This is a genomic window from Burkholderia sp. IDO3, assembly GCF_003366075.1.
GTDB classification, from domain to species: Bacteria; Pseudomonadota; Gammaproteobacteria; order Burkholderiales; family Burkholderiaceae; genus Burkholderia; species Burkholderia anthina.
This window is the reverse complement of record NZ_CP028962.1, coordinates 1,485,926-1,504,925: the sequence shown is the minus strand read 5'-3', so window position 1 is coordinate 1,504,925 and position 19,000 is coordinate 1,485,926. Positions and strand designations below refer to the sequence as shown.

Annotated in this window: 14 protein-coding genes and 1 pseudogene; 9 read left to right on the top strand and 6 right to left on the bottom strand. The window is 67.7% G+C overall.

All coding sequences use genetic code 11. From position 1 onward, the window contains the following. Nucleotides 1–38: 38 nt before the first annotated feature. Nucleotides 39–254: pseudogene (locus DCN14_RS06925) on the bottom strand (GlxA family transcriptional regulator); the annotation flags it as partial. 205 nt (nt 255–459) lie between these two features. On the opposite strand from DCN14_RS06925, the gene DCN14_RS06920 reads away from it, so the two are divergent. Then, a complete protein-coding gene (locus DCN14_RS06920) occupies nt 460–2,268 on the top strand; it encodes a sensor domain-containing diguanylate cyclase (RefSeq protein ID WP_096498802.1) in 1,809 nt (602 codons plus the stop codon). A 60-nt stretch (nt 2,269–2,328) separates the two neighbouring features. Here the strand turns inward: DCN14_RS06920 and DCN14_RS06915 are convergent, their stop codons facing one another. From DCN14_RS06915 to DCN14_RS06905, 3 genes are all read right to left on the bottom strand, one after another. Further along, nucleotides 2,329–3,672, bottom strand: coding sequence for an MFS transporter (locus DCN14_RS06915; protein ID WP_096498804.1), 1,344 nt, complete (start codon nt 3,670–3,672; stop codon nt 2,329–2,331). Between the two features lie 109 nt (nt 3,673–3,781). Then, nucleotides 3,782–5,161, bottom strand: coding sequence for an MFS transporter (locus DCN14_RS06910; protein ID WP_096498806.1), 1,380 nt, complete (start codon nt 5,159–5,161; stop codon nt 3,782–3,784). A 182-nt stretch (nt 5,162–5,343) separates the two neighbouring features. Further along, a complete protein-coding gene (locus DCN14_RS06905; RefSeq protein ID WP_096498808.1) occupies nt 5,344–6,303 on the bottom strand; it encodes an MBL fold metallo-hydrolase in 960 nt (319 codons plus the stop codon). Nucleotides 6,304–6,480: 177 nt separating this feature from the next. Between DCN14_RS06905 and DCN14_RS06900 the strand changes: the two genes are divergently transcribed. Further along, nucleotides 6,481–8,133 (top strand): helix-turn-helix domain-containing protein, encoded by a 1,653-nt coding sequence (locus tag DCN14_RS06900; protein WP_096498810.1) that lies wholly within the window; start codon nt 6,481–6,483, stop codon nt 8,131–8,133. An 818-nt stretch (nt 8,134–8,951) separates the two neighbouring features. Here the strand turns inward: DCN14_RS06900 and DCN14_RS06890 are convergent. After that, nucleotides 8,952–9,434 carry an Lrp/AsnC family transcriptional regulator gene (locus DCN14_RS06890; protein ID WP_096498814.1) on the bottom strand — a complete coding sequence of 161 codons (483 nt, stop codon included), beginning with the start codon at nt 9,432–9,434 and terminating at the stop codon, nt 8,952–8,954. 286 nt (nt 9,435–9,720) lie between these two features. On the opposite strand from DCN14_RS06890, the gene DCN14_RS06885 reads away from it, so the two are divergent. The 4 genes from DCN14_RS06885 (at nt 9,721) to DCN14_RS06870 (ending at nt 11,604) form a co-directional block, all read left to right on the top strand. Next, nucleotides 9,721–10,365: a LysE family translocator gene (locus DCN14_RS06885; RefSeq protein ID WP_096498816.1), complete on the top strand. Its 645-nt coding sequence runs from the start codon at nt 9,721–9,723 to the stop codon at nt 10,363–10,365. 108 nt (nt 10,366–10,473) lie between these two features. Continuing rightward, entirely contained in the window at nt 10,474–10,905 is a 432-nt protein-coding gene (locus DCN14_RS06880) for a YqaA family protein (protein WP_096499311.1), read from the top strand. A gap of 93 nt (nt 10,906–10,998) precedes the next feature. Next, the gene (locus tag DCN14_RS06875) at nt 10,999–11,277 is read left to right on the top strand and encodes a type II toxin-antitoxin system RelE/ParE family toxin (protein WP_096498818.1); all 279 of its coding nucleotides are present in this window, start codon (nt 10,999–11,001) and stop codon (nt 11,275–11,277) included. A gap of 12 nt (nt 11,278–11,289) precedes the next feature. Next, nucleotides 11,290–11,604: a HigA family addiction module antitoxin gene (locus DCN14_RS06870; protein ID WP_057930197.1), complete on the top strand. Its 315-nt coding sequence runs from the start codon at nt 11,290–11,292 to the stop codon at nt 11,602–11,604. Nucleotides 11,605–11,714: 110 nt separating this feature from the next. On the opposite strand, the gene DCN14_RS06865 is transcribed toward DCN14_RS06870, so the two are convergent. After that, nucleotides 11,715–13,367, bottom strand: a complete 1,653-nt coding sequence (locus DCN14_RS06865; protein ID WP_096498820.1) for an acyl-CoA synthetase — start codon at nt 13,365–13,367, stop codon at nt 11,715–11,717. Nucleotides 13,368–13,583: 216 nt separating this feature from the next. Between DCN14_RS06865 and DCN14_RS06860 the strand changes: the two genes are divergently transcribed. The 3 genes from DCN14_RS06860 to DCN14_RS06850 all read left to right on the top strand — a co-directional run bounded on the left by DCN14_RS06860 (nt 13,584) and on the right by DCN14_RS06850 (nt 18,999). Further along, nucleotides 13,584–14,348: a Crp/Fnr family transcriptional regulator gene (locus DCN14_RS06860; protein WP_096498822.1), complete on the top strand. Its 765-nt coding sequence runs from the start codon at nt 13,584–13,586 to the stop codon at nt 14,346–14,348. 228 nt (nt 14,349–14,576) lie between these two features. Continuing rightward, on the top strand, nt 14,577–17,744 hold the full coding sequence (locus tag DCN14_RS06855; RefSeq protein ID WP_096498824.1) for an efflux RND transporter permease subunit: 3,168 nt from the start codon (nt 14,577–14,579) through the stop codon (nt 17,742–17,744). A 25-nt stretch (nt 17,745–17,769) separates the two neighbouring features. Further along, entirely contained in the window at nt 17,770–18,999 is a 1,230-nt protein-coding gene (locus DCN14_RS06850) for an efflux RND transporter periplasmic adaptor subunit (protein WP_096498826.1), read from the top strand. Nucleotide 19,000 lies beyond the last annotated feature (1 nt).

The following is a 19,000-nucleotide window of genomic DNA, read 5'->3' as shown; positions in this document are numbered from 1 at the left end:
CCGCGCAGCCGGTTTCGGCCCGTTCGGGTTCGGGCGCTTCAGGCCATCTCGCGTTCGTCCCTGCGCCGAATCGCCAGCGACGGCACGCCGAAACCGCGCATGGATGCGTCGCGCAAACAGCGCCGGTCGCGAAAGCCGGCCGCCTTCGCGATCACGTCGAGCGGATGCCGGCTCCGCTCGATCATCAGACGCGCGGCCTCGAGCCGCGGCCGCTCGATCGCCGTCGCCGGCGACTGCCCCGTTTTCAGCGTAAAGCCGTCGATTCGAATGGCGCCGATGGCATGCGAGCCGCCGCTGCCGCGATGCCCCGACGTCACCGCGTTTCGCACCATCCCCGGCGCGTTCCGACCCGCTTGCCATGCCCTCCCCGCAACAGTAATCTCTACGATTGCAGTTTCCGGAGTTGCGCTCCGGCATTCGTCCGATCATCGGCGCTATCGACCGTTGCGAAATTCGACCATGCGGTTCCGTATGTTCACCACCGGGGCCGGCGACGCGCCTGGCCCTTCCAGCGTGCCCGCCGATGGCCGGCCCGCGTTTGCGCCGTTACCCGAGCTGGAAACCCTGTGCCGGATCGCACGTGCGCAGGTCGGCGCGGCCGGCGCGCTGGTCGTGCACGGAGAGGCCGGCGCGCAATGCGTGCTCGCGTTCGACGGAACGCTGCCCGCGTCGCTACCTTCCGTGTTGTTCCCGCCTCAGGTCGCCCACACCGCCCATACCGCCCGCACGTCGCCTGTCGGCAGACGATTCGTCGCGCCCGATGCGAGCGCGCATGCGCGTCACGCACCGCACATCGCCGCAGCCTGCGACCTGATCGCGCCGGACGGTGCGCGCCTCGGCGCGCTGTGCGTCGTGAGCGACGGCGACTTCGCGCTCGACATCGCGCAACGCACCCTCCTGGACGATCTGGCCACGCTGGCGGAACATGCGATCGGCCGCGCAATCTCGGAAGCCGCGCTGCGGGAACGGCTCGGCGCGATCGAGGAACACAGCGCGCTGACCACGCTGGCGCTGACGGAAAGCGGCACCGGCGTCTGGGATCGCAACGTGGAAACCGGCGAAATTCATTACTCGGCGGCATGGAAGGCGCTGCTCGGCTACGCGCCGCACGAGCTGACCAGCCGCATCGAGGACGCGTACGAACGACTGCACCCGGACGACGTCGACGACGTGAAGGCGACGATGCTCGCGCATTTCGAGAGCCGGACCGACAGCTACGCGGTCGAGCACCGCATCCGCTGCAAGGACGGCGCGTACAAATGGATCTGCAGCCGCGGCAAGGTCATCGCGCGCGACGACAACGGCCGCGCGTTGCGCATGGTCGGCACGACCACCGACATCACCGCGCTGCGTGAGCTCGCCGACCGGCTGCGCGATTCCGCCACGCTCGTCACGAGCCTGACCGACCAGGTGCCGGGCCTCGTGTTCAAGCTGCGCCAGGCGGCCGACGGCCGCCGCTTCTTTTCGTATGCGAGCGCCGGCGTGTGCGACATCTACGAGCTGACGCCCGAACAGATCGCCGGTGACGCGGATGCGGTCGAAACCCGGATCCATCCGGCCGATCTGCCCGCATACCGTCAGTCGCTGCAAGCGTCGGCGGAGCGGCTGACGCCGTGGCGGCTCGAATATCGGGTGATGCTGCCGGATCAGGGCCTGCGCTGGCGCGAAGGCGACGCGCGCCCGCAACGCACGCCCGACGGCGGCACGGTGTGGCACGGCTTCATCACGGACGCGACGGAGCGCAAGCACATCGAGGCCGAACTGCACCGGATGGCGACGACCGATCATCTGACCCAGCTGCCGAACCGCCACGCGTTCATGCGGCAAAGCGAGGCCGTGTTGCGCAGTGTGCGCGCGACCGGCCAGGACGCCGCGGTGCTGATGCTCGATCTCGACCACTTCAAGGCGCTGAACGACCGCTGGGGCCATCCGCTCGGCGACCGCGCGCTCCGCCATTTCGCGCGGCTGCTGCTCGCGGAGATCGGGCCGGACGGCATCGTCGGGCGCATCGGCGGCGAGGAATTCGCGATCGTGCTGCCGCGCGCGGGGGTCGACGCGGCGTTCGCGCTCGCGCTGCGCGTGCAGCGGCGCGCGGCAGACACGCGGCTCATGCACGAGGATCAGCGTGTTGCGCTGACGGTCAGCATCGGGATCGACGCGATGCGGATGTCCGACTTCGGCGCGTACCAGTCGCTGTCGCGTGCCGACAAGGCGCTGTACGTCGCGAAAGAACACGGCCGCAACCGGATCGAGGTCTATCAGGCGTAGCCGCGCGCCGCCCTTCGCGCGGCCCGCCGACGGGTCGCGCCGTCGCTCACGCCCCCAACGCTACGATTGCGCCGCCTCGCGCGGCGTGGCGCGCACGCCCAGCAGCATCGCGACCGCGCACGCGGCCAGCAGCGCCGCGATCATCAGCATGGCCGGATCCATGCCGCCGGTTCGCGTGCGGATCACCCCGACGATCCACGGCGTGATCATCCCGCTCGATACGCCGATACTGCTGATCAGCGCGATCCCGCCGGCCGCGCCGGCGCCCGCGAAATACGCGGACGGCACAGCCCAGAACACCGGATGCGCGGCGAAGATCAGCATGGCCGCGATCGACAGCAGCGCCATCATCGCGACGATGCTCTGCAGATGCAGCGTCAGCAACGCCAGCGCCACCGCGCCGCCGAACGCGCACGCGGCGAAGTGCCGGCGCCGTTCGCGCTTGCGGTCCGAACGCCGCGCGATCGCGATCAGGCCGGCCGCGCCGACCGCGTTCGGCACGATCGACAGCAGGCTGATCTGCACGACGTCGTGAATCCCGAATTCGCGAATCATCAAAGGCATCCAGAACAGCAGCATCAGCAGCGCGGTCGTCAGCGAGAAATAGATGAACGCGAACAGGTAGGTGCGCGGCTCGGCCAGCACCTGCCGCAGCGACCCGGCCACATGCGCGGGTGCGCCGGCGCGATCGGCGGCAAGATCGGCCGCCAGCCGTTGCCGGTCGTCGTCGGACAGCCAGCGTGCGTGCTCGGGACGGTCGCACAGCCAGAACCACGCGATCACGCCGAGCAGGATCGCGGGCGCGCCTTCGATCGCGAACATCCATTGCCAGCCGTGCAGCCCGAGCACGCCGGACATCCCGCGCATCAGCCAGCCCGACAGCAGCCCGCCGATCATCCCGGCCACCGCGACGCCCGCATAGAAGATCGACAGCACCGACGCGCGCCGGCGCGCCGGATACCAGTACGTCAGGTAGAACACGACGCCCGGGAAGAAGCCTGCTTCGAACAGCCCGAGCAGGAAGCGCAGCACGTAGAAATGCTTCGCGCTGTCGACGGTGATCATCGCGACCGACACCGCGCCCCACAGGAACATGATCCGCGCGAACGTCCGGCGCGCGCCGAAGCGGCGCAGCAGCGCGTTGCTCGGCACCTCGAACAGCACGTAGCCGACGAAGAACAGCACCGCGCCGAGGCTGTACATCGCGTCGGTCAGGCCGAGATCCTGCCGCATCTGCAACTGCGCGAAGCCGATGTTGCTGCGGTCGAGGATCGACACGATGTAGCAGATGAACAGGAACGGCACGATCCGCATGCCGATGCGGCGATACAGCGCGTCGTTGTCCGACGCGCGGGAACCGGACGCGACCGCTTGCGCGGCGTCCGCTTGAAGAGGGGCTGACATCGATCGTCTCCTCGATGGATGCGAATGCGGGGTACGAATACCGCGTACGAATGCGGGCCGGAAAATCGAACGCCGGTCGCCGCCGCCCGCCGGCAGCGACCGGCCGCGTTCAGTCGCGCGACACGGGTTCGCCCTTCACGCCGAGCATCAGCGCGGCGCCGCTCAGCGCGAGCAGTGCGGCGAGCAGGTACACGGCGAGATCCATGCTGCCGGTGCGCGTGCGGATCATCCCGATCACCCACGGGCTGACGATGCCGCTCGTGATCCCGATGCTGCTGATCAGCGCGATCCCGGCCGCGGCCGCGTTGCCCGACAGGTAGCGGGTCGGCACGGCCCAGAAGATCGGCAGCGCGGCGAAGATCAGCGTCGCCGCGATCGACAGGCACGCGAGCATCGCCGCGAAGCTGTGCAGATGCAGCGTCAAGGCCGCGAGCGCGAGCCCGCCGCCGATCGTGCAGCACGCGAAATGCTTGCGGCGTTCGCCGGTGCGGTCCGAGTGACGCGCGATCAGAATCAGGCCCACCGCGCCGACCGCGTTCGGCACGACCGTATACAGGCTCACGGCCACGACATCGGTCACGCCGAAGTCGCGGATCATCAGCGGCATCCAGAAATTGAGCGTCAGCGACGCGCAGGTCAGCGCGAAATAGATGAACGCGAACAGGTAGACGCGCGGATTCGCGAGCGCGGCCGCCACGCTGCGCGCGTCGTGCGCGGCGCCGTGCGTGCGGCTGTCCGCGCACAGGGCCGCCACCCGCGCCTTTTCATCGGACGCGAGCCACGCGGCGTCCTGCGGCCGGTCGACCAGATACGTGAACGCGAAGAACGCGAGCACGATGGCCGGCGCGCCTTCGATCGCGAACATCCACTGCCAGCCGTGCAGCCCGAACACGCCGCTCATGTCGCGCATGATCCAGCCCGACATCAGGCCGCCGAGCACGCCGGCGACCGCGACGCCCGCAAAGAACACCGAGATCGCCGCCGCGCGCCGGTTCGCGGGGAACCAGTAGGTCAGGTACAGCACGATGCCGGGGAAGAAGCCGGCCTCGAACACGCCGAGCATGAAGCGCAGCACGTAGAAATGCGACGGCTGCGACACGAACATCATCCCGGTCGACGCGAGGCCCCACAGCAGCATGATCCGCGTAAACGTGCGGCGCGCGCCGAAGCGGGCGAGCAGCATGTTGCTCGGCACTTCGCAGAACACGTAGCCGACGTAGAACACCGCGGCGCCGAGGCCGTACATCGCATCGCTGAAGCCGAGGTCGTGCTTCATCTGCAATTGCGCGAAGCCGATGTTGATGCGGTCGAGGAACGACACGACGTAGCAGAGGAACAGGAACGGCACGATCCGCCATGCGATCTTGCGGAACAGCAGCGCGTCGCTGGATTCGGATCCGGACGCATAGGCGGAAGTCTCGTATGCGGAAGTCGACGCCGCGGCACTCGCGTGCGCGATCGTCGCTTCGGCGGGAAGCGATCGGGGCATGTCTCTCTCCAAACGGGCCGCGCGAATCGAGCGCGCAGCAGTCTCCGAGGGCGTGCATGCGCCCTGCTTTCTTGTGAAACCGGAAATCGGCGCCGTGGGCCGCGGCACAACGCCGCCGCCATTCACGAGCCTTCAGAAGAACGGCGGGACGTCCGCCCGGACGCCCCGCCGTCGTGACCCGCTCAGTCCTGCAGCGCGGCCCACATTTCCTTGTCGCGCTGCGCGGTCCAGATGCGCGGATGCGTGATGCCGCTCGCCTCGTCGAACGCGCGCGACACGTCGAACGGCAGGCAATGCTCGTAGATGAACACGTGGCCAAACTTCGGATCCATCGCTTCGCGCGTGAGCGCCATCGACGCCTTCAGGTCGAGCTTGCGCTCCACCGCCTTGCGGCCCTGCGCGAGCAGCGTCGTCACGAAATCCTTCGTGTAGTCGAGGCCCTTGTTCACGTCGGCCGGATTCAGCAGCGCGGGGCCGCGGCCCGGCACGAGCTTCTCGGCGCCCAGCGCGCGCAGCGCCTCGAGCGTGGCCGGCCATTGTTCGAGCTGCGCGTCGCCGCAATAGCAGGCCGCGTCGTATTCGACGAGGTCGCCCGAGAACAGCACCTTTTGCGACGGCAGCCAGACGATCGTGTCGCCCTTCGTATGGCCCGAGCCGACGTGCATGATCTTCACTTCGAGCTTGCCGAGGAACAGCGTGATCTCGCGCTCGAACACGAGCGTCGGCCACGTGAGGCCCGGCACCGTCTCGACGCCCGCGAACAGGCGCGGGAAGCGCTCGATCTCCGACTTCATGTCGGCCTCGCCGCGCTCGACGATCATTTCGTACGTGCCGCGGCTCGCGATCACCTGCTGCGCGCCTTCGTCGAAATACGCCGATGCGCCGAGCACGCGCACCGCGTGGTAATGCGACAGCACCACGTGCTTGATCGGCTTGTCCGTCACGCTGCGGATCTTCGCGATCAAGTCCTGCGCCATCGCGGGCGTCGCGGTCGTATCGACGATCAGCACGCTGTCGTCGCCGATGATCACGCCCGAGTTCGGGTCGCCTTCGGCGGTGTACGCGTATGCGTTCTCGGACAGCTTCGTCCAGGTGACCTTCTTCTCTTCCAGATCGGCTTGGGATGCGAATGCTTTGGCCATGTGGCGTTCCGTGGCTGCGAGCCATGTGTTGAGGGGAGTGAGCGGATCATCGTCCTGCGCCAAATATTTGTCAATGGCAAATCTTCTTGCTATTGTTTAATACGGGTAAACGTGTGGGCTGGCGCGGGAAATGGCGTCGGATACCATGCGGGGTTTCGTCAACGGAAGAATCATCGCGTGCAGAACCACGAAGTCAGCGCAGACGACGCGCCGCCCAAGGCGCAGCGCGGCATCCAGAGCGTCGAGGTCGGCGGCCGGCTGCTCGACGCGTTCGCGCGCCGGCGCAAGCCGCTCGGGCTGTCGGAGCTGGCGGGCGCGGCCGACTTGTCGACCGCGCAGGCGCACACCTATCTCGTGAGCCTGACGCGCCTCGCGCTCGTCAAACGCGACGCGATCACCGGCAACTACGAACCGGGCCCGCTGTCGCTGCGGCTCGGGCTGATGTCGATCGAACGCCAGCCGGCCTATCGCGCGGCGCTGCCGCACGCGGCGCGGCTCGCGGAGACGGTGGGCCTGAGCGTCGCACTGTCGGTGCCGGGCGCGCTCGGCCCGACGATCGTGCGCATCGAGCACGGCGGCTATCCGCTGCACGTGAACCTGCACGTCGGGTCGGTGATGTCGCTCGACACGACCGCCACCGGCCGCGTGTTCCGCGCCTTCGGCGATCCCGCGCAACTCGACGCGATGGCGGCCAGCCAGGCCGGCGCGGGCGACACGCTCGCCGGCGCGGAAGGCGAGCAGCCGGCGACCGATGCCCGCGCGCAGCAGGCCGAACTCGACGCGATCCGCACGCGCGGGATCGAGCGCGGTGTGGACCGGCCGAGCCCCGGCGTCAGCGCGATGTGCGTGCCGGTGCTGGATGCCGACGGGTGCCTGCCACTCGCGCTGACCGTGATCGGTTCGACCGGGTCGATCGACGTCGGCTGGGACGGCCCGATCGCGACGGCGTTGCGCGACGCCGCGCGGCAAGCCACCGCGTCGCTCGACGCGGGACGCGACGCACCGCCGGCCGTGCCGGCCGCGACGCCGGCCACGCCGCGCGTGCCGCCCGCGCTCGGTGACGACGCGAAGACGCAACGCGGCATCAATGCGCTCGACAGCACCGGCGAGCTGTTGCTCGCGCTCGTGTCGGCGGGCCGCGCGCTGCCGCTGCGCGACCTCGCGGCCGCCGCCGGGATGCCGGCCGCCAAGGCGTTCCCGCATCTGGTGAGCCTTCAGAAAATCGGCCTGCTGAGCCGCGACGACGCCGGCTGCTTCGGCGGCGGCCCGCTCGCGCAGGCGCTGGGCCTGATCGCAATGCAGCGCGTATCGCCGACACGCGATGCGGAAGCCGAAATCGTCGCGCTCGCCGGGGCGACCGACATGAGCGTGGCGGCCGCGACGCTCGGGCCGCTCGGGCCGACCGTGATCCGGCTCGAGGAATCGGCACGGCCACAGCACGTGAGCCTGCAGGTCGGCACCGTGATGTCGCTCGTCAATACGGCGATCGGCCGGATCTTCGCGGCCGGCATGTCCGACGACGTGCTGGCCGGCCTGCTGGCCGACGAACCGGTGCGCCTTGCCGGCGGCGCGGCGCAGGTCGACGACGCGTTTCGCGCGCGGCTTGCGGCGATCCGCGCGGACGAACTCGATTTTGCGTTCGACGCGCCGGTGCCCGGCATCGGCACGATCGCCGCGCCCGTGTTCGATCACACCGGCAGCATCCGGCTCGTGATCGCGATCATCGGCTCGTCGCGCGGCTTCCCGCGCGGGCCGGACAGCGCGCTCGCGCATACGCTGCTCGCGGCGACGCGCCGGCTGTCGTGGCGGTTCGGGTGGATCGGCACCTGATCGCCGTACTACCGCCGCTCATCCGCCCCGGCTGCCCTCCCTTTTTCCATTTCCTCGATGCGAGGCCGTGCTTGCCACGGCCTCGGCGCGCCTGTTCGCCACGACGATCCGCATGCACGCTTTCCGTGTTGCGCAGCAGCAACAGAGAATGTCAGTAATTCTCATATAACGAAATCGCATTTCACAAAGCGGTGAAGTTTCTTTATGATTAGGGTTATCCCTAATCCACTACTTCTCTGGGGTTTCGTCATGCAAACGTCTAATGTCTCGAACCGTTCCACCGAATCCGCTGGCTGGCTCGCACGTGTTGGCGAGCTGATCGCAGAAGCCTGGTCGCTCCACCTGGAAAACTGCGAAGTCATCGCTGAAGCGCACGCACGCCTGCCGCACTAAGCTTGGCCACTGGCCGCCGGCCGGCGGCACGATAACCGTCCGATCCGCGTGTCGGGACGCGCGCCGCAAGGCCGCCGCGTCCGGCATCGGAGCGCCGGACGAATTTCATGAAACAGGGCCGCATGGTCCTGGTTCGAATGGCCTCGGCACGATGCGAGCGCCATGGGTAATGGCCGATGCTGAGTTTCACGCATCGGTCAACGCAGCAGCTGGCCGCTGCGTGCGCTCGCGACGCGCGATGCCGCGGCATCGCGTCGCGCCGGGTCGCCGCGGAAGATTCATCCGTTTTCCGGCCCCGCCGGCATTGTCCCGCCCGTAAACGGTTCAGGGCCGCGCACACGCGCCGCGCAGCCCGATCACCGCCCTTCTTCAGCGCAGCCGAATCCATCGTTGCCGCGACGGATCGCCGGCCCGACGCTGTCCCGTCAGACCTGAATCGACGGCACATCCTTCATGCACCGCAGCGCGAACATCGAGCGGCTGTGGCGGATACTCGAAATCCGGTACAGCTTCTCGCGCAGGAAACGTTCGTAGCCGGCCGTGCCGTCCACCGCGACCTTGATCCAGTAGTCATATTCGCCCGACACGAGATACGCCTCGAGCACCTCGGGCAGTGCCGCGAGTTCGGCGCCGAAGCGCGCCAGCGCGTCGTCCTCGTGGCGATCGAGCGTGACTTCGAGAATCACGATGTCCGCGTAACCGAGCATCTTCTGGTTGACGAGCGCGACATACCCGTCGATGTAGCCGTCGAGTTCGAGTTGCCGCGTGCGGTTCCAGCATGCGGTGGTCGACATGCCGATCTGCTCGGCCAGTTCGGCGTTCGACAGGCGCGCATTTTTTTGCAGCGCTCCGAGGATCTTGCGGTCCTGATTGTCGAGGGTTTTCGGCGAGCGTTCGCGGGTAGCCATAACAGGAAGAATCTTCTACTGAAAATCGGCATTCTATCTGAACAGCATTCCGGTTTCGGGTCCGTTTTGCTGGAAAACAGGAAGCCTTTTAATCGGCCCGCTTGATACATTTTCTCCATGCCTGTGGTCCGGCACGCTCCCCGCGACAACCCCCTCGCACCGGGACGCCCGGCCGCAATCACGAGTTGCGGCGCCGGACCTGCAGGCATGCGATTCCCCGCCTCCCGCGCGGCCTATCCGGCTGCCGGGCCGGCGCCCGATTTCCCTGTTCCCGTACTATCCCGTCATGTCGTTCAGGCTTTATCTGTCGTTCCTCGCTGCATCCGCCGTTCTCATCTACGCTCCCGGCCCCGTCAACCTCCTCACGATGAACCAGGCACTGCGCACCGGCTGGCGCCGCGCGCTGCCGTGCGTATGGGGCGGCACGCTCGCCGTGCTGCTGCAACTCGCGCTGACCGCGCTGTGCCTGAATTCGCTGGTTCATCTCAACGAACATGCACTGACCGTGCTGCGCTGGGCAGGCGCCGCATACCTCGTCTGGCTCGGCTGCAAGCAATGGCTCAGCCGCGCCCCGGCGAACGCGCCTGCCGCGTCGGCCGAAACCGGCGCCGCCGCATCCGGCGCCGACACCGGGCGCGCGCTGTTCTGGCGCGGCGTGGCGACGTCCGGGCTGAATCCGAAGACGCTGCTGTTCTTTCCGTCGTTCTTTCCGCAGTTCATCGTCCCGAACACCGACTGGAGCCTGAACGCGCAGTTCCTGCTGCTCGCGACGACCTTCGCGGTGCTGTTCGCCGGCGGCGTCGCGTCGATGGCGCTGTTCTCGCACCGGCTGAGCCGCGCGCTGCAACGGCCGGCGCGGATGCGCGCGATGAATCGCGTGACGGGCGGGCTGCTGGTCGGGATGGGCGCAATCATGGTCGGCTGGAACTGAGGTCGAAGCCCGGGCGGCTGCGCACGCGGGTGCCGCGTCACCCGCCGCCGGCCCCTCGAAAAAGCAGCCGATCGCGGCCGGCCGATGCGCGGCCGGTACAATCGCGCGATGTCCGAATTGCTCACTTACGGCGGCCTGTTCGCCGTGTCGATGGTCGCCGCGACCCTGTTTCCGCTCCAGTCCGAAGCCGTGCTCGCCGGCCTGCTGCTCGCCGGGCGCGAGCCCGTGTGGGCGCTGGTGCTGGTCGCGAGCGTCGGCAACGTCGCCGGCTCGGCGATCAACTGGGTGCTCGGCCGCGGCATCGAGCATTTCCGCGATCGCCGCTGGTTTCCGGTCAAGCCGGCCGCGCTCGCGCGCGCCGAGGGCTGGTACAGGCGCTATGGCCGCTGGTCGCTGCTGCTGAGCTGGGCGCCGGTGATCGGCGATCCGCTGACGATGATCGCCGGCGTGCTGCGCGAGCCGCTACCGACTTTCCTCGCGATCGTCACGATCGCGAAAGTCGGCCGGTATCTGGTAATCGCGTGGCTCGTCGTGCATTGAGGTGCGCGACGCACATTGCCCGGGTGGATCTTGCGAATTTTGCCGGCCGGCTGCAGATTTGCCGTTTATCGATAAACGGCATAAGATGTGGCAATGATCCAGTCGTTCAAATGCAAAGACACGCGGCAGCTTTTCGAAACGGGACGTTGCAGACAATTCGCCAACATTGCCGATGTCGCAATGCGTCGTCTTACGCAACTTGACAACGCGGCGACGCTGGACGCGATGAAATCACCGCCCGGCAACCGATTTGAGGCACTGAAGGGCGATCGTGTTGGCCAGTACAGCATCCGAATCAACGGCCAATGGCGTGTGTGCTTTACATGGGGCGATGACGGGCCGGCCGATGTGGAAATCGCCGACTATCACTGAATGGAGCTTGACATGACCCGGTTCAAAAACGGTATGCGCCCGGTCCATCCGGGCGAAATTCTTCGTGAGGATTACCTCATCCCGCTCGACATGAGCGCGAACGCGTTGGCCGGCGCACTTGGCGTCACGGCCGGCCGCATCAACGATATCGTCCGTGAGCGGCGCGGCATCACCGCCGATACGGCGCTGCGCCTTGCCCGCTACTTTGGCGGCGATCCGCAAACGTGGCTGAACCTGCAAGCCACCTATGACCTGAAAATCGCCGAGCGCGACCACGGCCGCGAGATCCAGAAGCGCATCGAGCCCCGAGAATTCGCCCACGCCTGACATCACAAAGTACAAGGCCGCACCGCGCTCCCCCGATAACCGGCCGCCCGTCACTGGACGGCCGACTGCCGGTCATCTCGGTGTCACGCGCCTGCACGCGCATCGGTCACTTACTTCTTGTCCCCCGCCAGATCGATCGCCTTGTCCGATCCGACCGCGTTGCGCAGCTGGAATTTCTGAATCTTGCCGGTCGACGTCTTCGGCAGCTCGCCGAAGCGCACGACCTTCGGCACCTTGAACCCGGCGAGCAACTGCTTGCAGTGCGCGACGATCTCCGCCTCGGTCGCGCTCGCGCCTTCGCGCAGCTCGACGAACGCGCACGGCACCTCGCCCCACTTCGGGTCGGGCATCGCGACCACGGCCGCGACCGCAACCGCCGGATGCCGGTACAGCGCATCCTCCACCTCGATGCTCGAGATGTTCTCGCCGCCCGAAATGATGATGTCCTTGCGGCGATCCTTGATGCGGATATAGCCGTCCGGCGTCAGCACGCCGAGATCGCCCGTATGGAACCACCCGCCGTGGAAGGCTTCATCCGTCGCGTGCGGGTTCTTCAGATAGCCCTTCATGCAGATGTTGCCGCGGAACATGATCTCGCCGAGCGTCTCGCCGTCGGCGGGCACCGGCGCCATCGTGTCCGGGTCGAGCACCGTCGCCCCCGCTTCCAGGTGATAGCGCACGCCCTGCCGCGCGTTCAGCCGCGCGCGCTCTTCATCGGGCAGTGCTTCCCAGTGCGCCTGCTTCGCGCACACGGTCGCCGGGCCGTAGACCTCGGTCAGCCCGTACACGTGCAGCAGGTCGAAGCCGATCTCCTTCATCTTCGCGATCACGGCCGGCGCGGGCGCCGCACCGGCGACCATCGCGTGCACCGTGTGATCGATGCCTTCGCGGAATTCGGCCGGCGCATTCGCGATCGCGCTCTGCACGATCGGCGCGCCGCAGTAATGCGTGATGCGTTCGCGGCGGATCAGGTCGAACACCGTCTTCGCATCGAACTTGCGCAGGCACACGTTCACGCCCGCACGCGCCGCGACGGCCCACGGGAAGCACCAGCCGTTGCAGTGGAACATCGGCAGCGTCCACAGATACACGGCGTGCTTCGGCATGTCCCATTCGAGGATGTTGCTGATCGCCGCGAGATGCGCGCCGCGATGGTGATAGACGACGCCCTTCGGGTCGCCGGTCGTGCCGGACGTGTAGTTCAGCGCGATCGCATCCCATTCGTCGGCGGGCGGCGTCCATGCGTAGTCGGGGTCGCCGCCCGCGACGAACGCTTCGTAGTCGGTCGCGCCGGCGAAGCGCGCGGGGTCGGCCGGCATCGCGTCGGCGACGCTGACGATCTTCAGGCCCGGCACCTCCAACGCCGCGCGATGCGCGAGATCCGCGTATTCGGTGTCGACGATCAGCACCTTCGCCTCGCCATGGCGCAGCATGAACAACACCGACGAAATGTCGAGCCGCGTGTTGATGGTGTTGAGCACCGCGCCGGCCATCGGCACGCCGAAGTGCGCCTCGACCATCGCCGGGATGTTCGGCAGCAGCGCCGCGACCGTTTCGCCGCGCGCGACGCCGGCCTGCGCGAGCGCGCTCGCCAGCTGCTTCGCGCGCGTGTAGGTTTCGCCCCACGTGCGTCGTACGTCGCCGTGCACGATGGCCAGGCGCGCGCCGTAGACTTCGGCCGCGCGGACCAGGAAGTCGAGCGGCGTGAGCGGCACGTAGTTGGCGTCGCGGCGGCCGAGTCCGGCCTCGAACATCTGCGTCATGATCCTGTCTCCCGTTTTCTGTCGACCGGCGCGTGCATCGACGCCGCGGCGCACGCATCGGTCTCGTGTTCAGCCGGAGTGCATGCACCCCGATTCGTTTTGATGTGGTTCAATTGCCGACAGCCTAACGGGCGCTATTGTGAGCCGTCTGTCATCGAAACGACAGAGTGCCTTTCGAACGCTGCGCGTTATCCCTATCCTCGCAAACCCGCACCCATGCACGACCACCTCGTTGCGCCGCCCGACGCGGCCGCCACCCCGGCCACCACGGCCGGCACGCCGTTCGATCCGGGCCCGTTGCCGGCGCTGTCGACGCTGTTCGGGCAATGCGCGTGGTTCCGCGCGCTCGCGCCGGAACATCAGGCGCTGGTGCTCGCGCAGTCGCGCGCCGAGCAGCGCGAGGCCGGCGACGTGATCGCGCAGCGACTCGCGCCGTCCGAGTACTGGATCGGCGTGCATCGCGGGCTGCTGAAGCTGGCGATCTTCAATGCGTCGGGACGCGGCTGCACGTTTTCCGGCGTGCCGTCGGGCGGCTGGTTCGGCGAAGGCAGCGTGATCAAGCGCGAGCTGCGCAAATACGAAGTGGTCGCGGTTCAGCGCTCGACCGTGCTGTTCGTGCCGGTCGACACGTTCCATGCGCTGCTCGACACCAGCCTGCCGTTCACGCGCTTCGTGATTCATCAGTTGAACAACCGGATGGGCGAGTTCATCGCATCGATCCAGAACAGCCGGCTGCTCGACGTCGATGCACGCGTCGCGCAAGCGCTCGCGCAACTGTTCAATCCCGATCTGTATCCGGACACCGGCCCGTCGCTCGCGATCTCGCAGGAGGAACTGGGCATGCTCGTCGGCGTATCGCGGCAGCGGATCAACCAGGCGCTGCAGCAACTCGAGAAACTCGGCGTGTTGCGGCTCGCATACAACCAGATCGAAGTCGTCGACCTGACCGCGCTCGCGCGGGTCGGCATGGAGCAGATCTGAGCGCGGCCCGATGAACGAAACCGGCGTCGATGCAGCGCGCGCAGCCGATCCGGCAGCCGCTTCCCGGCTCCCGCGCCAGCCCGCTTTCCATCCGACGAATCGGCCGGCCTGCACCGCGCCCGAAACTGACAATTCCGCCAGTTTCATGTCAGTAACGCGTTCAGCCCCGACGCCTATCATTCGGGTTCCCTTCACCGACGCCTGATCACGGCCTGTCCCGCTGCCTCCATGTGGATCGTCAATCTCGCCCTCAGGCGCCCGTACACGTTCATCGTGATGGCCATCATGATCGTGCTGGCCACCCCGCTTGCGCTGATGCGCACGCCCGTCGACGTGCTGCCGGCGGTCAACATCCCCGTCATCAGCGTGATCTGGAGTTACAGCGGGTTCTCGGCGACGGACATGACCAACCGGATCACGGCCGTTCATGAACGGAGCCTGACGACGACCGTCAACAACATCGAGCACATCGAGTCGACGTCGCTGCCCGGCATCGCGGTCGTGAAGGTGTTCCTGCAACCCGGCGCGAACGTGCAGACGGCCATCGCGCAGACGGTGGCGTCCGCGCAGTCGATCGTCCGCCAGATGCCGCAGGGCGCGACGCCGCCGCTCGTGATCACCTATTCGGCGTCGAGCATCCCGGTGATCCAGCTTGGGCTGTCGAGCAAGACGCTCAGCGAGCAGTCGCTCGCCGACATCGCGCTCAACTTCCTGCGCCCGCAACTGATCACGGTTCGCGGCGCCCAGATCCCGTTCCCGTACGGCGGCCGCACGCGCGTGGTCGCGATCGACCTCGATCCGCAGGCGCTGCTCGCGAAAGGCCTCACGCCCGCCGACATCGTCAATGCGATCAACGCGCAGAACCTCGTGCTGCCGACCGGCACCGCGAAGATGGGCCAGACCGAATACCGGATCGACACGAACGCGTCGGCCGACACGATCGCCGACATCAACGGCCTGCCGATCCAGACCGTCAACGGCGCGACGACCTACCTGCGCGAAGTCGCGTCGGTGCGCGACGGCTTCGCGCCGCAGACCAACGTCGTGCGCCAGAACGGCCAGCGCGGCGTGCTGATGTCGATCCTGAAGACCGGCGACGCGTCGACGCTGAAAGTCGTGTCGGACCTGAAGGCGCTGCTGCCGAAGGTGATCCCGACGCTGCCCGAAGGGCTCACGGTCACGCCGCTGTTCGACCAGTCGGTGTTCGTCGACGCCGCCGTGCAGGGGGTGATTCACGAAGCGCTGATCGCCGCCGTGCTGACCGCGATGATGATCCTGCTGTTCCTCGGCAACTGGCGCAGCACGCTGATCATCGCCATCTCGATTCCGCTGTCGATCTTCACGTCGCTGATCGCGCTGTCCGCGCTCGGCGAGACCATCAACATCATGACGCTCGGCGGGCTGGCGCTCGCGGTGGGGATTCTGGTCGACGATGCCACCGTCACGATCGAGAACATCGAGCGGCACCTGCATCTCGGCACCAACCTGCACGAGGCGATCCTCGAAGGCGCCGGCGAAATCGCGGTGCCCGCGTTCGTGTCGACGCTGTGCATCTGCATCGTGTTCGTGCCGATGTTCTTCCTGACCGGCGTCGCGCGCTACCTGTTCGTGCCGCTCGCCGAGGCGGTGGTATTCGCGATGCTCGCGTCGTACGTGCTGTCGCGCACGCTGGTGCCGACGCTCGCGATGCTGCTGTTCCGCCCGCAACAGGCGAGCACCGGCCCCGATCATTCGACGTCGCGTTTCGCACGCATCCATCATGCGTTCAACGACGCGTTCGAGCGGCTGCGCGCATGGTACATCGTGCTGCTGAGCATCCTGCTGGTGCGCCGCCGCTTCTACGCGATGTGCTTCCTCGGCTTCTGCGTGCTGTCGACCGGCCTCGTGTTCGTGCTCGGTCGCGACTTCTTCCCGAACGCCGATTCCGGCAACATCCGGATGCACATGCGCGCGCCGACCGGCTACCGGATCGAGGAAACCGCGCGCCTCGCCGACCAGGTCGAGCGCGTGATCCGCGAGGCCGTGCCGCCCGACGAGCTCGGCGCGATCGTCGACAACCTCGGGCTGCCGGTGAGCGGCATCAACCTGTCGTACAGCAACAGCGGCACGATCGGCACGCTCGACGGCGAACTGATGATCGCGCTGAAGCCCGGTCACCGCTCGACCCAGCACTACGTGCGGCTGCTGCGCACGCTGCTGCCGCAACGCTTCCCGGGCGTCGAATTCTTCTTCCAGCCGTCGGACATCATCACGCAGATCCTCAACTTCGGGCAGCCGGCCGCGATCGACGTGCAGGTGCTCGGCAACGATCTCGCGAGTAACATGGCTATCGCGAGCAGCCTGATGAAGAAGATCAGGCAAATCCCCGGCGCCGTCGACGTGCACGTCCTGCAGCGCAACGACGAACCGACCCTGGTGGCCGACATGGACCGTACGCGCATGCAGCAACTCAGCCTCTCCGCGCAGAACGTCGCGCAGAACATGCTGATCTCGCTGTCCGGTAGTTCCCAGACGACCCCGTCGTTCTGGATCAACCCGCGCACGGGCGTCCAGTACCCGCTGCAGATCCAGACCCCGCAATACGACATCTCGTCGATCAACGACCTGCTCGCCACGCCGGTTTCCGCGAGCGGCCGCACGGGCACGCCGCTGCAACTGCTCGGCAACCTCGTGCGGATCCGTCCCTTCATCGGCCCTGCCGTGATCACGCACTACAACATCCGTCCGGCGATCGACCTCTACGTGAGCGTCGAGGGCCGCGATCTCGGCTCGGTCGCCGGCGAGATCGACCGGGTCGTGTCCGACGCGCGCGCGACGCTGCCGCGCGGCACCGACCTGTCGGTGCGCGGCCAGGTCGAGACGATGCGCACGTCGTACCTCGGCCTCGGCGCGGGTGTCGCGATGGCGATCGTGCTCGTCTACCTGCTGATCGTCGTGAACTTCCAGTCGTGGCTCGACCCGCTGATCATCGTCAGCGCGATGCCGGCCGCGCTCGCGGGCATCGCGTGGATGCTGTTCATCACCGGCACGCATCTGAGCGTGCCGGCGCTGACCGGCGCGATCATGACGGTGGGCGTCGCGACCGCCAACAGTATTCTGGTGGTGTCGTTCGCGCGGCAGCGCCTCGCGGCCGGCGCGCCGCCGCTCACGGCCGCGCTGGAAGCCGGCGCGACGCGGATCCGGCCGGTGATGATGACGGCGCTCGCGATGATCATCGGGATGGTGCCGATGGCGCTCGGTCTCGGCGAAGGCGCCGAGCAGAACGCGCCGCTCGGCCGCGCGGTGATCGGCGGCCTGCTGTTCGCAACCGTTTCGACGCTGCTGTTCGTGCCGCTCGTGTTCGGCGGCGTGCATTCGCGGCTGGCCCGCCGGCGCGCGCGCCAGGCCGGACACTGACTTTCGCCTATAGACCGGTTAATTCATGGAAGAGAAACATCACAGCGCCGTCGGCATCCAGGTCGATGAACACGGCATGCACCTGCCGAGCCGCACGTCGGTATCGCGGCGCGGGCGGATCGTGCTGATCGTGATCGGCGTACTGCTGGCCGCCGGCGCGGCGCGCACGATCGTCGTCAACGTCCTGAACCGCAACCAGCTCGACGCCGTTGCCGAGCAGAACACGCACCAGTACGTCAACGTCGTGCATCCGGTCGACGCGGCCACCGGCGGCAAGCTGACGCTGCCCGGCACGCTGCGCGGCTTCATCGAGGCGCCGATCTACGCGCGCGCGAGCGGCTACGTGCTGCGCTGGCAGGCCGATATCGGCGCGCACGTGAAGCAGGGGCAACTGCTCGCCGAACTCGACACGCCCGAGCTGAACCAGGAACTCGCGCAGGCCACCGCGCAGCGCCAGCAGGCGCAGGCCACGCTCGCGCTCGCGAAGACGTCGTTCGACCGCGCACAGCAGCTGCGGCAGCGCGATGCGGTGTCGCAGCAGGAACTCGACGACCGGCAAGGCGCATTCAACCAGGGCACCGCCAACCTCGCCGCGGCCGACGCGAACATGCGCCGGCTCACCGAGCTGAAGGGCTTCCAGCGCATCGTCGCGCCGATCGACGGGATCGTCACGCAGCGCAACGTCGACGTCGGCGATCTCGTGAATTCAGGCAACGCGGGCCGCTCGCTATTCACCGTCGTGCAGGCCGACCGGCTGCGCCTGTACGTGCAGGTGCCGCAGGCGTATGCGCAGCAGGTGAAGGTCGGCCAGCACGTGAGCGTCGCGCAGGCCGAACTGGCCGGCCAGACCTTCGACGGCACGATCACGCGCACGTCGCAGGCGATCGACGTCGCGACGCGTTCGCTGCAGATCGAGATCACGCTGCCGAACCCGGACGGCCGGCTGCTGCCCGGCGCATACGTGCAGGCGACGCTGCCGATGACGCCGGTCGGCCGCCTGCAGATTCCGGCCAGCACGCTGCTGTTCCGCGCCGAAGGGCCGACGGTCGCGACCGTCGGCGCGAACGGCCACGTGCACCTGAAGGCCGTGTCGGTCGTGCGCACGATCGGCCAGACGCTCGAAGTCGACGGCCCGCTCACGCCGAACGACCGCCTCGTCGCGAACCCGAGCGACGCGCTCGCGGACGGCGACACGGTCGTCGTGCAGACGCCGGCCGCGCAGCCGGCATCCGCGGCTGCGGGAGCGAAGTCGTGAT

Excerpts from the sequence above, each read along its gene's own strand:
- DCN14_RS06865 (WP_096498820.1), bottom strand. The coding sequence starts at position 13,367 with ATGACGCAGATGTTCGAGGCCGGACTCGGCCGCCGCGACGCCAACTAC.
- DCN14_RS06880 (WP_096499311.1), top strand. The coding sequence starts at position 10,474 with ATGTCCGAATTGCTCACTTACGGCGGCCTGTTCGCCGTGTCGATGGTC.
- DCN14_RS06905 (WP_096498808.1), bottom strand. The coding sequence starts at position 6,303 with ATGGCCAAAGCATTCGCATCCCAAGCCGATCTGGAAGAGAAGAAGGTC.
- DCN14_RS06870 (WP_057930197.1), top strand. The coding sequence starts at position 11,290 with ATGACCCGGTTCAAAAACGGTATGCGCCCGGTCCATCCGGGCGAAATT.
- DCN14_RS06890 (WP_096498814.1), bottom strand. The coding sequence starts at position 9,434 with ATGGCTACCCGCGAACGCTCGCCGAAAACCCTCGACAATCAGGACCGC.
- DCN14_RS06855 (WP_096498824.1), top strand. The coding sequence starts at position 14,577 with ATGTGGATCGTCAATCTCGCCCTCAGGCGCCCGTACACGTTCATCGTG.
- DCN14_RS06920 (WP_096498802.1), top strand. The coding sequence starts at position 460 with ATGCGGTTCCGTATGTTCACCACCGGGGCCGGCGACGCGCCTGGCCCT.
- DCN14_RS06860 (WP_096498822.1), top strand. The coding sequence starts at position 13,584 with ATGCACGACCACCTCGTTGCGCCGCCCGACGCGGCCGCCACCCCGGCC.
- DCN14_RS06875 (WP_096498818.1), top strand. The coding sequence starts at position 10,999 with ATGATCCAGTCGTTCAAATGCAAAGACACGCGGCAGCTTTTCGAAACG.
- DCN14_RS06850 (WP_096498826.1), top strand. The coding sequence starts at position 17,770 with ATGGAAGAGAAACATCACAGCGCCGTCGGCATCCAGGTCGATGAACAC.
- DCN14_RS06910 (WP_096498806.1), bottom strand. The coding sequence starts at position 5,161 with ATGCCCCGATCGCTTCCCGCCGAAGCGACGATCGCGCACGCGAGTGCC.
- DCN14_RS06915 (WP_096498804.1), bottom strand. The coding sequence starts at position 3,672 with ATGTCAGCCCCTCTTCAAGCGGACGCCGCGCAAGCGGTCGCGTCCGGT.
- DCN14_RS06885 (WP_096498816.1), top strand. The coding sequence starts at position 9,721 with ATGTCGTTCAGGCTTTATCTGTCGTTCCTCGCTGCATCCGCCGTTCTC.